Source organism: Pseudomonas sp. MF6751, from assembly GCF_016613265.1.
Taxonomy (GTDB): domain Bacteria; phylum Pseudomonadota; class Gammaproteobacteria; order Pseudomonadales; family Pseudomonadaceae; genus Aquipseudomonas; species Aquipseudomonas fluorescens_BV.
In genome coordinates this window covers 187,927-202,442 of record NZ_JAENSV010000007.1, presented here as the reverse complement: position 1 = coordinate 202,442, position 14,516 = coordinate 187,927, and the positions used below count along the sequence as shown (strand labels likewise).

The window sequence follows — 14,516 nt, the reverse complement described above, 5'->3', positions numbered from 1 at the left end:
GCAGGGCACAACTCGGGTAGAATGCCGCCCACGCAATGAGGGTATTGGAAATGGCTTTAGTCGGGCGCTACAACAGCTTGCAAGTGGTCAAGCACACTAACTTTGGTTTGTACCTCGATGGTGCGCAAGATGGGGAAATCCTCTTGCCTAATCGGTATATCCCTAAAGATATTCCCAGTGAAGATGAAGACTGGCTCAACGTTTTCATTTATCTGGACAGCGATGACAAACTTATCGCCACCACCGAAAAACCCAAAGTTCAAGTCGGTGAATTTGCCAGTTTGAAAGTTGTGGAAGTCAACAGCATTGGCGTGTTCCTTGATTGGGGTTTGCCCAAGGATCTGCTGCTGCCGTACTCGGAAGAAAAACGCCAGATGACCGCGGGTGAATATTGCGTGGTGCATGTCTACCTCGACAAGCACACCAAGCGCATCACCGCCACCGCTCGCCTTGACCGTTACCTGGACAAGACGCCGGCCAACTACCAGGTGGGCCAGGAAGTCGACCTGCTGGTGGCCGAAGCCACTGACATGGGCTTCAAGGCGATCATCAACAACAAGCACTGGGGCTTGATCCACAAGAACGAAGTGTTCAAGTTCCTGCGCCCGGGCAAGGAAGAGAAGGGCTTTATCAAAGAGGTCCGCGCCGATGGCAACATCAGCCTGAGCCTGCAGCCGGTGGGCCAGGAAGCGGCCTCCAGCCTGAACTCGAAGATCCTCGCCAAGTTGCGCGACAACAATGGCAGCCTGCCGGTCAGCGACAAAAGCGACCCGGCGGTGATCAGTAACTTGTTCGGCGTGAGCAAGGGCAACTTCAAGAAGGCCATTGGTGCGCTCTACAAGCAGGGCCAGATCGTGATTCATGCGGATCGCATTGAACTAAGCTGAGTACGCTTCGCTCTGCTGTAGGAGCGAGCTTGTTGTGGCGAGGGAGCTTGCTCCCGCTCGACTGCGTAGCAGTCGCAAGCTTTTTTTGGGGGCGCTTCGCACCCCAACGCAAGCAAGCTTGCTCGCCACAACAAGCTTGCTTTCACAGTAGGGCTTGCTCATGTCCAGAAAGTCTTTGTATGCCTACCTCGGTACCTTGCTCGCCTTCCTGGTCCTCGACGGCCTTTGGCTCGGCGTGCTCATGGGGCCCACCTACAAATCCCTGCTTGGCGCGCTGATGCTTGATCAGCCACGCCTGTTGCCTGCGGTATTGTTCTATCTCCTGTATGTCCTCGGTTGCGTGGTGCTGGTGATCGTGCCCAGCGCCAGTTGGCAGCGCGCTGCGCGTTTGGGCGCCTTGCTTGGCCTGGTGGCCTACGGCACCTATGACCTGAGCAACTGGGCCACGCTTCAAGGCTGGTCCGCTGGGTTGGCGCTGATGGACATGGCGTGGGGCACGTGCCTAACCGCCATTTGCTGCACTGTTGGCCACTTGTGTGCAAATCGGCTGCGGCGGTAGAGGGCGGTTGATCAGTACTGAACCTGCTAATAACAACCCGGTACCGGCAACGACCAACGCCGGTTGCAGGCCGCCACTGAGATGGCTGCTGACTGATGCCAACAGTGGGCCGCTCAATTGGCCGACGGCGAAGCTGGCGGTCAGCAACCCCGTGCTGCGTTGGTAGCCATGGGGCGCGACCTCCCTTAATCGCGCCATCACCAACTGCATGCAGGCCAGAAATGGCGCACCGCACAGCAAAACGCCCAGCGCCAAGCCCCAGCCATTGCCAAGCAGGCAGGCAAATACCCCGGCCGCTTGCAGCCATAAAGTCCCCATCAGCCAGCGACGGGTGGTGTTCGGGTGCTTGCGACGCAGGCTGGCCACCCCCACTCCCAGCGCGGCCGCCAGGCCAAAGCAGGGCCAGAACAAGTCGGCCTGCCAGGCCCCGTGGAATTGAGCGCTGGCCATTTGCGACAGAAAGGTCGCCGGGATGATGTAGCCCAGGCCGTACAAGAAATAGATACAGCACAAGTGCGCGATGCTGCCGTTGCTCCCCACGCTGGTGGGCTGTGTCACCGTGAGGGTCGGCTTGGGTAGAAACGGCAGGATCGCCAGCAACATCACCAGCGCCACCGTCCCGTAGATCAACCACAGCGCGGCAGAGCTTTGCCCCGATAGGTTCGACACCAGCGCCAGCAGCCCCGTCAGCACAATCCCCAACCCCGGCCCAGCAAACACCAGCGCACCCAGGCGCGGACGGCCGGCGGCAATCGCCAGTGGCTGGCTCAGGCTGGTAATCATCACCAGAGCCCACGCACTTGCGACCCCGGTGCCGAAACGCAGTAACAAATGCGGCCAGAACCCGTTAGCCCAGTAGGACGCCAGGGTCAGCAATACGCACAACCACAGCCCGCCGTAGAGGCGCCCGCGCACATGCTGATGGCTACGGGCAAAGATCGAGTCCACCGCGCCGACAAAATAGCCCAGGTAATTGGCGGCTGCGATCAGGCCGGCGCCGGTCAGGTCGATCTGACCTTCACTGAGCAAATGCGGCATTTGCGGAGTCAGGGCGAAGCGGCCAATGCCCATGGCCATCATCAGGGCGACGAAGCTGGCGAGTAAGCGAATCAGCGGGGACATGGTCAGGTTTCCTGCAAAGAAGCGAATGCCTTGCAAGTTAAGACGGATTGACTTTCTGTAAAATTGAATAATAGTGAGTAACTTGTTCAGTTTTGGAGAAAGTAATGGAGTTCAGTCAGTTGCGCATTTTCCAGGCCGTGGCGGAAGAGGGCTCCATCACCCGCGCCGCTGAGCGCCTGCACCGCGTTCCCTCGAATCTGTCGACCCGGCTTAAACAAATGGAAGAGCAACTGGGTGTCGATCTGTTCGTGCGCGAGCGCCAGCGTTTGCAGCTTTCTCCGGCAGGCAAGGTACTGCTGGACTACAGCACCCGCCTGCTGGCGCTGCACGATGAAGCCCACGGCGCCGTACAAGGCGGGCAACCGGCCGGTGATTTCGTATTGGGCAGCATGTACAGCACCGCCGCGGTTCATTTGCCCAAGCTGCTGGCGCGCTATCACAAGACTTACCCCATGGTGAATCTGCAGGTGCAGTCGGCGCCCAGCGGGGAGTTGCTGGAAGGGCTGATTACCGGGCGCCTGGACGCAGCCTTCGTCGACGGCCCGCTGACCATCGCCACCCTGGATGGTGTACCGCTGTGCGAAGAGCGCCTGGTGCTGATTTGCGAGGCCGATCATCCGCCGGTGCGTGGCCCCCAGGATGTGGCGGGCCGTGCGGTGTTCACGTTCCGGCGCAGTTGCGCCTACCGTACGCGCCTGGAAACCTGGTTTTCCCATGAGCGTGTGGCGATGGGGCGGGCGATCGAGATCGAGTCCTACCAAGGCATGCTCGCCTGCGTGATCGCGGGTTCCGGCGTGGCGTTGATGTCTGAGTCCATGCTCGACAGCCTGCCCGGCAAGGACAGCGTGTCCGTTCATCCGCTGACTGGGCCTTTTGCCACTGCGACCACCTGGCTGATGTGGCGAAAAGGCATGCTCGGCGCTAACCTCAATGCATGGATAGACCTGCAGCAAGACGGCAACCCGCGATGCGTGCAAGACACACGCGCCATTGCTTGAACGATCCGTCAGGATTCGGATCAATTCAGTAATAGTTCGTTGTGGTTTCCTTCAAGCATTACCTAGGACTTAGGGCTACTATCACTGTAGGAAACGGCGACAGAACTCACGCCGGCCAGCACTACCCTCAAAGGGGGCAATCATGAAAGAGAAAATCCAAAACTGGCTCCACGACCTCGGCGTTGCATTGGGCTTGATCGAGCCTCCGCTGCAACCGGTGCCGATTCGCACGGATGACGAGCAACGTCGGCCACGTCGCCGCTAATCACGCGGTCTAAAAAATGTGGGAGCGGGCTTGCTCGCGAATAGGGTGTATCAGCCAAAATAAGGTTGAATGACACACCGCTTTCGCGAGCAAGCCCGCTCCCACAGTTGTTTTGCACCAGGCGAAAAAAACGGGCGCAACCTCCGACGTCGCGCCCGCTGAAGAAAATATCCCCGCCCTTGTTATAGCTCAAACCACCGCAGCCGCCACCTTTGCCGGCCGACGCGACAGCAGGCTCACCAGCACAAAGCTCACCAGCGCCACCGCCAGGCTGTAGTAGATCGGCGTGTTTGCATCCAACCCATCCTTGAACATAAACACCAGCGCGGTCACAAAGCCCAGGCTCATGGACGTGATTGCGCCCGAGGTGGTCGCGCGCTTCCAGAAGATCGCGCCGATCAAGGGCACCAACATACCGCCCACCAACAGGTTATAGGCCAGGGTCAGGGCGCTGATCACATCGTTGACCACCAAGGCGATACCCAGCACGGCAACGCCGGTCAACAGGGTAAACAGGCGGTTGATACGCAGGCTCGATGCCTTGCCGCCGCGCAGGCGGGGCAGCAGGTCTTCGGTCAATACGGTGGAGGCGGCGAGCAGGCCGGCGCTGGCGGTGGACATCATGGCGGCCAGCGCGGCGGCGATGACCAGGCCGCGAATGCCGTCCGGCAGCGAAGCTTTGACGATCGCGGCGAAGGCATTGTTGACGTTGTCCAGATCCGGGATCAGCACATGGGCAGCCATGCCGATCAGCGCACAGGCCAGGCCGTACAGGATGCAATAGAAGCCGGCGAAAGTGCCTGCGTACTGGGCGACCTTTTCGTCACGGGCGGTGAAGACCCGTTGCCAGATATCCTGGCCGATCAGGATGCCGAAGAAGTAAATCATGAAGTAGGTGATGATCGTGTCCCAGCCGATCGCGATGAAGCTGAAGTTTGACGCTGGTAGCTTGGCCACCAGTTCATCCCAGCCACCGACGCGGTACAGGCAGATCGGCAACAGGATGAACATCAGGCCGACGGTCTTGATCACGAATTGCACAATATCGGTTAGGGTCAGCGACCACATGCCACCGATGGTCGAATACACCACCACCACGCCGCCGCCCACCAGTACCGACATCCAGAACGGCAGGTCGAACAGCACTTGCAGCACGGTGCCGATGGCCAGGATCGAGGTCACGCCGATCATCAGCGCATAGGCCAGCATGATCACCGCGCTGGCCTGGCGGGCCATCGGGTTGTAGCGTTTTTCCAGGACCTGGGTGACGGTGAAGATTTTCAGCTTCAACAGGGGCTTGGCCAGGAACAGGTTCAGGGCAATGATGCCCGCGCCGAGCGCGGCGCACAGCCAGAAACCCGAAATACCATGCACATACCCCAGGCGCACGGTGCCGACGGTGGACGCACCGCCCAGCACCGTGGCGGCCATGGTGCCCATGTACAGCGATGGGCCGAGGTTGCGGCCGGCGACCAGGTAGTCTTCGTGAGTCTTGGCACGACGCATGCCGTAGTAGCCGAGCACCAGCATGCCGGCGGCGTAGATGAGTACGACGAATAAATCCAAAGCCATGACGGCGGTTCTCCGATTATATTTTTTATGGGCGATCAGGCGGCAGCTGGCTCGGTAAACACGCGAGCGAAAGTCAGGTACATCGTTGTCGGGGATCTGTGCGACCCCCCTTGGTTATGAGTGTGAAGACGCGGTTTTTATTGTTCTCAGCGCGTTCGCCTTATCAGCGATGCGCGACGCCAGGCAATACGCAGAGCATTTCGTATAGCAAGTTGGCGCCCAGCAACGAGGTATTGCCGGTGGTGTCGTAAGGCGGCGAAACTTCTACCAGGTCGCAACCAATCAGATCGAGGCCCTGGCAGCCACGGATGATTTCGATGGCCTGGATGGTGGTCAGCCCGCCGATTTCCGGGGTGCCGGTGCCGGGCGCCCAGGCGGGGTCGATGCCGTCGATGTCGAAGCTCAGGTACACCGGGCCACCGCCGACTTTTTCCCGCACTTCGGCCATCAGCGGCGCCAGGGAGTGATGCCAGCATTCTTCGGCCTGGACCACACGGAAGCCTTGCTTGCGGCTCCAGTTGAAGTCTTCGGCGGTATACCCCTGGGCGCGCAGGCCGATCTGCACCACGCGGTCGCAATCAAGCAAGCCTTCTTCCACGGCGCGGCGGAAGGTGGTGCCGTGGGCAATTTTCTCGCCGAACATATGGTCGTTGACGTCGGCGTGGGCATCAATGTGTACCAGCCCGACCTTGCCGTGTTTTTTGTGGATAGCCCGCAGGATCGGCAGGGTGATGGTGTGGTCGCCACCCAGGGTCAGGGGGATGACGTCGTGCTCGAGGATCTCGTCGTAGGCCTCTTCGATGATGCGCACCGCGTCGAGCAGGTTAAAGGTATTGATCGCCACGTCGCCGATATCGGCCACCGACAGTGAGTCGAACGGTGCGGCGCCGGTGGCCATGTTGTAGGGACGGATCATCACCGACTCGGCGCGGATTTCCCGTGGGCCGAAGCGCGTACCGGCGCGCAGCGAGGTGCCGATATCCAGAGGCACGCCGACGAAGGCGGCGTTCAGGCCCTTGGCGGTTTGCAGGTGGGGAAGACGCATCATGGTGGCGATGCCGGCGAAGCGCGGCATTTCGTTGCCGCCCAGTGGTTGGTGGAAAATCTTGTCCACGGGATTGCCTCATCGTTGTTTTGTTTATTGATGGCCGATTCTGCGAAAAGCCTGGCTTAGGAAGAATCGGCAGAGGCAAATACTTAGTTCAGATTTTTCTAAACTAAAGCCTGGGGTAAACTCCATTCAAATGTGGGAGCAGGCAAGCCAGCTCCCACAAGTTTAGTGTGTCCCCTGGAGCCCCCATGGCCAACGCCTTGCCCGACCTGAAACTCCTGCGCATCTTCGTCAGCGTCGTGCGCCACCAAGGGTTTGCCAACGCCCAGCACGAGCTCAACCTGTCGACGTCGGCCATCAGCACCTACATGAGCCAACTCGAGTCAGCCTTGGGCCTGGTGCTGTGCCATCGTGGCCGTGGCGGCTTCAGCCTGACCAGCAAGGGCGAGCTGTTTCATCAGGAAACCCTGCGCCTGTTGGGCGAACTCGAAGGTTTCGAGCAGTACGCCGCCGCGTTGAAAGGCGAATTGCGCGGCACCCTCAAGCTCGGAGTTCTCGACTCCACCGTCAGCGACAAGGCCTTGCCGTTCGCCGAAGTGATTGGCGCCTACAGCCTGGAGCACCCGGCAGTGCATTTGCACCTGTCGGTGATGAGCCCCTACGAATTGCAACTGGGGGTGCAGGACAACCGCCTGGACCTGGCCATCGGTGCGTTCTCCAACCGCATGAGCGGGCTGGTCTACATGCCGCTGTACCGCGAACAGCACTGGTTGTATTGCAGCACCCGGCACCCATTGTTCAACGAGCGGCGCATCCCGGAACAAGTGATCACCCAGCAACGCATGGTCGGGCGGGGTTACTGGAGCCAGGCGGAGTTGGCGCGCCACGGCTTCAAGCACAGCGCTGCCACGGTGGAAAGTATGGAGGCGCAACTGATTCTGGTGCTGTCGGGCGCTTATATTGGCTACCTGCCCGAACACTACGCCCAGGCCTGGGCTGACAAGGGCGATCTGCGCGTTTTGCTGCCGGCCACCTTCGGCTACCAGGCGCCGTTTTCGATGATCATGCGCCGTGGTCGTAGCCGCGAGCCACTGATCCAGACCTTCCGCGATTTGCTCAAGACCCAGCTCAACCAGGCCTGAACACACCATGTCCCGACCCCATTGCCCGCGCTGCCTGCGCCCGACCACGCACTGCCTCTGTGCGCTGATCCCCCACCTCGACAGCCGCACCCGCGTGTTGCTGTTGCAGCACCCGAGCGAGGTCGGCCATGCACTCAATACTGCGCGGTTGGCGGCGCTGGGCCTGAACAACGCGCAGTTGGTGGTGGGGGAGGTGTTTGATGACCTGGCGACGCTATTGAACCCGCCTGGCTATCGGGCACGCCTGTTGTTTCCGGCGGATGACGCCGAGCCGCTGCACGCCTACGCACCTGACGATCAGCCAATGCTGTTGGTGGTTCCCGATGGCACCTGGCGCAAGGCGCGCAAACTGTTGCACCTCAACCCCTTGCTGGCGGCGTTGCCCCGGGTGACATTGGCCGAAGGTGGCGTTTCCCGCTATCGCTTGCGCAAGGCGCCGGGGCCTGGCGCCTTGTCGACGGTCGAAGCGATCACGCAAGCGTTGCAGGTATTGGAAGCGCCGACGTCGTTTGAGCCACTGCTCAAACCCTTTGAAGCGCTGATCGCAGGGCAGATTGCTGCGATGGGCGATGAAGTATTCCAGCGCAACCATGGCGACCCGACATAAACCCGGCTTATGCCTTTAAGCCATAAGCACCACACTTTGCGTGATATGGCCCGCCGGCCTTTCCCGGTATGATGTGCGCCCCGCAGTCTGGATTGCGAATACGCCATGACCTTGCAGTACCCAACAATCGCCGATTGTGTCGGCAACACGCCCCTGGTCCGCTTGCAACGCATGGCGGGTGAAACCAGCAATACCCTGTTGCTCAAACTCGAGGGCAACAACCCAGCCGGCTCCGTCAAAGACCGCCCGGCACTGTCGATGATCGCCCGCGCCGAGTTGCGTGGGCAGATCCAACCCGGCGACACCCTGATCGAAGCCACCTCGGGTAACACCGGGATCGCCTTGGCCATGGCCGCGGCGATCAAGGGTTACAAGATGGTGCTGATCATGCCCGACAACGGCAGTGCTGAGCGCAAGGCGGCGATGACCGCCTATGGCGCCCAGCTGATCCTGGTGACCCAGGAAGAAGGCATGGAAGGCGCCCGCGATCTTGCCGAGCGCATGGCCGCCGAAGGCCGTGGCGTGGTGCTCGATCAGTTCGCCAACGGCGACAACCCCGAGGCGCACTACACCAGCACCGGCCCGGAGATCTGGCGCCAGACCCAGGGCACCATCACTCACTTCGTCAGCTCCATGGGCACCACCGGTACCATCATGGGCAACTCGCGCTACCTCAAGGAGCAGAACCCGGCGATCCAGATCGTCGGCCTGCAACCGATGGAAGGCGCGGCCATCCCGGGTATTCGTCGTTGGCCCGAAGAGTATTTGCCGAAGATCTACAACGCGACGCGGGTAGACCGCATCATCGACATGGCCCAGCGCGAAGCCGAAGACACCACCCGCCGCCTGGCCCGTGAAGAGGGCATCTTTTGCGGCGTGTCCTCTGGTGGCGCCGTGGCCGGTATGTTGCGCTTGTCCAAAGAAGTGGAAAACGCGGTGATCGTCGCGATCATCTGTGACCGAGGCGACCGTTACCTGTCGACCGGCATTTTCGACGAACCCAACTGATGGCCAAGCACGAGAGAGGCCTGCGCTTCCAACCGACGGGCGGCAGCCGGGCCCCACAGATACCCGTGGGCAAGAAACAGCGCCTGACCATCGAGCGCCTTGCCAATGATGGCCGGGGCATCGTGTTCTTTGAAGGCCGCACCTGGTTTGTGAACGGTGCGTTGGCCGGCGAAGAGGTGGAGGCACGGGTGTTGGGCGCCCATGGCAAAGTGGTCGAGGCGCGCACCGAGCGGGTGTTCCAGGCCAGCGAGTTGCGTCGCCCGGCACCCTGCGCCCATGTTGGCCGCTGCGGCGGTTGCAGCGTGCAGCACCTGCCCCATGAAGAACAACTTGCCCTGAAACAGCGCATGCTTGCCGAGCAATTGTCCCGGGTGGCCGGTGTCGAGCCACAGGAGTGGGCAGCGCCGTTGAGCGGGCCGGAGTTCGGTTATCGGCGCCGCGCCCGTGTGGCCGTACGTTGGGACGCCAAGGCAAAGAAGCTCGAAGTGGGTTTTCGCGCCGTGGCCAGCCAGGACATCGTCGCTATCGATGATTGCCCGGTGCTGGTACAGGCCTTGCAACCGATCATGCAGCGTTTGCCAACGATGCTGCGTCGCTTGAGCAAACCGCAGGCGTTGGGACATGTCGAGTTGTTCAGCGGTTCGTCCATCGCCGTGTTGCTGCGGCATATGGCGCCGTTGTCCGAGGCTGACCTGCAGATCCTCAAGGAATTCTGCGCCTTCCATGACGCCCAATTGTGGCTGCACGGGGAAGGGCAGCCGGAGCCCGTCGAGCCGGGTCAGGCCCTGGGCTTCCGTTTGGAGGCGTGGGATCTGGAGCTGGCGTACCGGCCGGGCGACTTTGTGCAGGTCAACGCCGGGGTCAACCAGGCGATGGTCGCCCAAGCGTTGCAATGGCTGGCGCCACAAGCCGACGAACGGGTACTGGACCTGTTTTGCGGCCTGGGCAACTTTGCTCTGCCACTGGCTCGCCACGTACGCGAAGTGGTGGCGGTGGAGGGCGTACAGGCCATGGTGGACCGTGCGGCGCTCAATGCCGTCAGCAACCATTTGCATAACGCACAGTTTTTTCAGGCCGATTTGTCCCAGCCTTTGACCGACGCAGAATGGGCCAAACAGGGCTTTTCTGCGGTACTCTTGGACCCACCCCGCGATGGTGCCCTGGAGGTTGTGCGCAAACTTGCAGCCTTGGGGGCCAAGCGCCTGGTGTATGTGTCCTGCAACCCAGCCACGCTGGCGCGGGACACGGTTGAGTTGGTCAAGCAAGGCTACCGGCTAAAGCGTGCCGGGATCCTCGACATGTTTCCGCAGACCGCGCATGTCGAGGCCATGGCGTTATTTGAAGCGGGCTAGGATGCCCGTTTAATCCGACTGGCCTGCGTTCTCCAGGGCCTGAACACTGCCACGGAGCTCGCAGTAAAAGTCGGCGATGATTTTGGCGCATCGAAGGTGCGTCGTAGGGAAGGTAAGCAAGATGGTACAGGTGAGAGCACACCAGCCGATCAACACCGACGGCAGTATCAATCTCGAGGCATGGCTGGATCATGCCGTCAGTGTCGACCCGGCACTGGACCGTGAAGCCTTGAAAGCAGCCTGCGAGTTCGCTCGTGAGTCTGAACAGCAAGACAATGCGGCCAAGAACCTGTGGGCCGAAGGCACTTCAAGTTTTCGCACTGGCCTGGAAATCGCCGAGATCCTCGCCGATCTCAAGCTGGACCAGGATTCGCTGATTGCCGCCGTGCTCTATCGCGGCGTGCGCGAAGGGCATATTCCGTTGGCCACCGTTGGCCAGCGTTTCGGTTCGGTGGTGGCCAAGCTGATCGACGGCGTGCTGCGCATGGCCGCCATCAGTGCCAGCCTCAGCCCGCGTCAGTCCATGGTGCTGGGCACCCAGGGCCAGGTAGAAAACCTGCGCAAAATGCTGGTAGCGATGGTCGACGATGTTCGCGTCGCCCTGATCAAGCTGGCCGAGCGTACCTGCGCGATCCGTGCGGTGAAGACCGCCGATGACGAAAAGCGCAACCGTGTGGCCCGCGAAGTCTTCGACATCTACGCGCCACTGGCCCATCGCCTGGGCATCGGCCACATCAAGTGGGAGCTGGAGGATTTGTCCTTCCGCTACCTGGAACCCGACCAGTACAAACAGATCGCCACGTTGCTGCACGAGCGGCGTCTGGATCGCGAGCGCTTTATCAGCGACGTAATGGGCCAGTTGCGTTCCGAGCTGCAAGCAACCGGCGTGGACGCCGATATCAGCGGCCGCGCCAAGCACATCTATTCCATCTGGCGCAAAATGCAGCGCAAGGGCCTGGCCTTCAGCCAGATCTACGACGTGCGTGCGGTGCGCGTGCTGGTGCCGGAAATGCGCGACTGCTACACCGCGCTGGGTATCGTCCACACGCTGTGGCGGCACATTCCCAAGGAATTCGACGACTACATCGCCAACCCCAAGGAAAACGGCTATCGCTCGCTGCACACGGCGGTCATCGGCCCTGAAGGCAAGGTGCTGGAAGTGCAGATCCGCACCCACGCCATGCACGAAGAAGCCGAGCTGGGGGTGTGTGCGCACTGGCGCTACAAGGGCACCGACGTCAAGGCCGGGTCCAACCAGTACGAAGAGAAAATTTCCTGGCTGCGCCAAGTGCTGGAATGGCACGAGGAGCTCGGCGACATCGGCGGCCTGGCCGAACAACTGCGGGTGGATATCGAGCCGGACCGGGTCTATATCTTCACGCCTGACGGCCACGCCATCGACTTGCCCAAGGGCGCCACGCCGCTGGACTTCGCCTACCGCGTGCACACCGAAATCGGGCATAACTGCCGCGGCGCCAAGATCAACGGGCGCATCGTGCCGCTCAACTACAGCCTGCAAACCGGTGAACAGGTCGAGATCATCACCAGCAAGCACGGCACGCCGAGCCGCGACTGGCTGAACCCGAACCTGGGCTACATCACCACCTCGCGGGCGCGGGCGAAGATCGTCCACTGGTTCAAGCTACAGGCACGTGACCAGAACGTCGCCGCTGGCAAGACCTTGCTTGAACGCGAACTGGCGCGCCTGGGCCTGCCTCAGGTGGACTTCGACAAGCTGGCCGAAAAGGCCAACATGAAGATCGCCGAAGACATGTTCGCCGCCCTCGGCGCGGGCGACCTGCGCCTGGCGCAACTGGTCAACCTGGCCCAGCAACTGGTCGAGCCGGAGCGCGGCAACGAACAGCTGGAGCTGATCCCGCGCAAAGCCACTGGCTACAAGCCGGGCAAGCGTGGCGATATCCAGATCCAGGGCGTGGGCAACCTGATGACGCAAATGGCCGGCTGCTGCCAGCCGTTGCCGGGCGACGCCATTGTCGGCTACATCACCCAGGGCCGTGGCGTGAGCATTCACCGCCAGGATTGCGCCTCGGTGCTGCAACTGGGCGGGCGCGAACCGGAGCGGATCATCCAGGTCAGCTGGGGCCCGGTGCCGGTGCTCACTTACCCGGTGGACATCATCATCCGTGCCTACGACCGTTCCGGCTTGCTGCGTGACGTCTCGCAAGTGCTGCTCAACGAGCGGATCAACGTGCTGGCGGTCAATACCCGTTCAAACAAGGAAGACAACACTGCATTGATGTCCCTGACCATCGAGATTCCGGGGTTGGACGCACTGGGACGGTTGCTGGGGCGGATTTCCCAGTTGCCGAACATCATCGAAACCCGGCGTAACCGCACCCCATGATTAGCAGGATGACAGCCGACTGACATGTGGAGTTGTTTTCTGTGGGAGCTGGCTTGCCTGCGATAGCATCACCTCGGTTTAACTGAAGCACCGAGTCGCAAGCATCGCAGGCAAGCCAGCTCCCACATTGGATTTTCAGCGGAAAGAGATACGATGTATTCACTCGAAGACCTGCTGCACCTGATGAGCCGCCTGCGCGACCCGCAGTACGGCTGCCCGTGGGACATCAAGCAAACCTACGCGACCATCGTCCCGCACACGCTGGAGGAGGCCTATGAAGTGGCCGACGCCATCGAGCGCGGCGACTTTGACCATCTGCAAGGCGAGCTGGGCGACCTGCTGTTCCAGGTGGTGTATTACAGCCAACTGGCCCGGGAAGAAGGGCGCTTCGAATTTGCCGGCGTGATCGACAGCATCACCCGTAAGTTGATTCGCCGGCATCCTCACGTGTTCCCAACCGGCGACCTGTACGCACCGCTGGATATCCCGCAGTTGAGCGAAGAACAGGTCAAGGAACGCTGGGAGCAGATCAAAGCTGAGGAGCGCGCAGAAAAGTCCGACGCTCCCGAGCAACTCTCCCTACTCGATGATGTGCCCACCGCCTTGCCCTCGTTGTCCCGCGCGGCCAAATTGCAAAAGCGCGCCAGCCAGGTCGGTTTTGACTGGCCGTCCGCGTTGCCGGTGGTGGACAACGTTCGCGAAGAATTGGATGAAGTACTCGAAGCCATGGCCGAAAACGACGCGGTGGCCATCGCCGATGAAGTCGGTGACCTATTGTTTGCTGCGGTCAACCTGGCCCGTCACCTCAAGGTCGACCCGGAAACCGCCTTGCGCGGTGCCAATGCCAAGTTCGAACGACGTTTCCGATTTATCGAACAGGCATTGCGCGATACACACCAACCCATAGAAGATTGCACCCTCGAAGAGTTGGACGCCCTCTGGGGTGAAGCCAAACGTCAGGAAAAGAATGTGTCCAGCTGCGGTTGAGCAGTTGCCTAAGTGAGTAAGCACCATGAGCCTTTCCCTTCGCGACCAGTTGCTCAAAGCAGGTCTGGTCAACCAAAAGCAGGCCAAGCAGGTCGGCAAAGAGAAACAGAAACAGCAGCGCCTGGTCCACAAAGGCCAGGCCGAAGTCGATGACACCCAGGCGCGCCTGGCTGCCGAGGCCCACGCCGAGAAGGTCAAGCGTGACCAAGAGCTGAACCGTCAGCAGCAGGAAAAAGCCGAGGCCAAGGCGCGTACTGCCCAGGTCAAGCAACTGATCGAGACCTCGCGCCTGCCCAAGCTGACCACCGAGGACTACTACAACTTCGTCGATGACAAGAAGGTCAAGCGCCTGTCGGTCAACACCTTGATGCGCAACAAGCTGAGCAACGGCTCCCTGGCCATCGTGCACCACGGTGGCGGCTACGAGGTGATCCCGCGGGAAGCGGCGCTGAAGATCCAGGAGCGTGCTCCGGAGCGTATCGTGCAGCTCAACATCCTCACCGAAAGCCAGGTGCCGGATGAGGATGATCCGTACGCCGCTTACCAGATCCCTGATGATCTGATGTGGTAAGCCGCTGGAAATGACAAACCCCGCCAAAAG

The 14,516-nt window shown here is 61.0% G+C and carries 14 protein-coding genes; 11 read left to right on the top strand and 3 right to left on the bottom strand.

The window, feature by feature from the left end:
- Positions 1-50: 50 nt before the first annotated feature.
- Both JJD66_RS09305 and JJD66_RS09300 read left to right on the top strand, forming a co-directional pair.
- A complete protein-coding gene (locus JJD66_RS09305) occupies positions 51-887 on the top strand; it encodes a CvfB family protein (protein ID WP_200648004.1) in 837 nt (278 codons plus the stop codon).
- 160 nt (positions 888-1,047) lie between these two features.
- Positions 1,048-1,446, top strand: a complete 399-nt coding sequence (locus tag JJD66_RS09300) for a DUF2177 family protein (RefSeq protein WP_198714628.1) — start codon at positions 1,048-1,050, stop codon at positions 1,444-1,446.
- On the opposite strand, the gene JJD66_RS09295 is transcribed toward JJD66_RS09300, so the two are convergent.
- Positions 1,390-2,568, bottom strand: coding sequence for an MFS transporter (locus JJD66_RS09295; protein ID WP_200648003.1), 1,179 nt, complete (start codon positions 2,566-2,568; stop codon positions 1,390-1,392). The genes JJD66_RS09300 and JJD66_RS09295 overlap by 57 nt on opposite strands.
- 104 nt (positions 2,569-2,672) lie before the next feature.
- Between JJD66_RS09295 and ptrR the strand changes: the two genes are divergently transcribed.
- Positions 2,673-3,566, top strand: a complete 894-nt coding sequence (ptrR, locus tag JJD66_RS09290; protein ID WP_034136141.1) for a putrescine utilization regulator PtrR — start codon at positions 2,673-2,675, stop codon at positions 3,564-3,566.
- A 142-nt stretch (positions 3,567-3,708) separates the two neighbouring features.
- Entirely contained in the window at positions 3,709-3,831 is a 123-nt protein-coding gene (locus JJD66_RS28270; protein WP_003193089.1) for a PA1414 family protein, read from the top strand.
- Positions 3,832-4,020: 189 nt separating this feature from the next.
- Here JJD66_RS28270 and JJD66_RS09285 read toward each other — a convergent pair whose 3' ends face one another.
- Together JJD66_RS09285 and speB are read right to left on the bottom strand one after the other, a co-directional pair.
- On the bottom strand, positions 4,021-5,403 hold the full coding sequence (locus tag JJD66_RS09285; protein WP_198714626.1) for a sodium:solute symporter: 1,383 nt from the start codon (positions 5,401-5,403) through the stop codon (positions 4,021-4,023).
- Positions 5,404-5,566: 163 nt separating this feature from the next.
- A complete protein-coding gene (gene speB, locus JJD66_RS09280) occupies positions 5,567-6,517 on the bottom strand; it encodes an agmatinase (RefSeq protein ID WP_200648002.1) in 951 nt (316 codons plus the stop codon).
- Between the two features lie 185 nt (positions 6,518-6,702).
- Between speB and JJD66_RS09275 the strand changes: the two genes are divergently transcribed.
- The 7 genes from JJD66_RS09275 (at position 6,703) to JJD66_RS09245 (ending at position 14,486) form a co-directional block, all read left to right on the top strand.
- Positions 6,703-7,596, top strand: coding sequence for a LysR family transcriptional regulator (locus JJD66_RS09275; RefSeq protein ID WP_032895879.1), 894 nt, complete (start codon positions 6,703-6,705; stop codon positions 7,594-7,596).
- Between the two features lie 7 nt (positions 7,597-7,603).
- Complete coding sequence (locus tag JJD66_RS09270) at positions 7,604-8,203, top strand: tRNA-uridine aminocarboxypropyltransferase (RefSeq protein WP_200648001.1); 600 nt, start codon at positions 7,604-7,606, stop codon at positions 8,201-8,203.
- A gap of 105 nt (positions 8,204-8,308) precedes the next feature.
- Positions 8,309-9,211, top strand: a complete 903-nt coding sequence (gene cysM, locus JJD66_RS09265; RefSeq protein WP_034128318.1) for a cysteine synthase CysM — start codon at positions 8,309-8,311, stop codon at positions 9,209-9,211.
- Complete coding sequence (gene rlmD / locus JJD66_RS09260) at positions 9,211-10,563, top strand: 23S rRNA (uracil(1939)-C(5))-methyltransferase RlmD (protein WP_200648000.1); 1,353 nt, start codon at positions 9,211-9,213, stop codon at positions 10,561-10,563. Before cysM ends, rlmD begins: the two co-directional genes overlap by 1 nt.
- Before the next feature lie 121 nt (positions 10,564-10,684).
- Positions 10,685-12,928, top strand: a complete 2,244-nt coding sequence (relA, locus tag JJD66_RS09255) for a GTP diphosphokinase (RefSeq protein ID WP_005790193.1) — start codon at positions 10,685-10,687, stop codon at positions 12,926-12,928.
- 153 nt (positions 12,929-13,081) lie between these two features.
- The gene (gene mazG / locus JJD66_RS09250) at positions 13,082-13,915 is read left to right on the top strand and encodes a nucleoside triphosphate pyrophosphohydrolase (RefSeq protein ID WP_105227666.1); all 834 of its coding nucleotides are present in this window, start codon (positions 13,082-13,084) and stop codon (positions 13,913-13,915) included.
- A 25-nt stretch (positions 13,916-13,940) separates the two neighbouring features.
- Positions 13,941-14,486 carry a DUF2058 domain-containing protein gene (locus JJD66_RS09245; protein ID WP_014719402.1) on the top strand — a complete coding sequence of 182 codons (546 nt, stop codon included), beginning with the start codon at positions 13,941-13,943 and terminating at the stop codon, positions 14,484-14,486.
- The last annotated feature ends 30 nt before the right edge of the window (positions 14,487-14,516 follow it).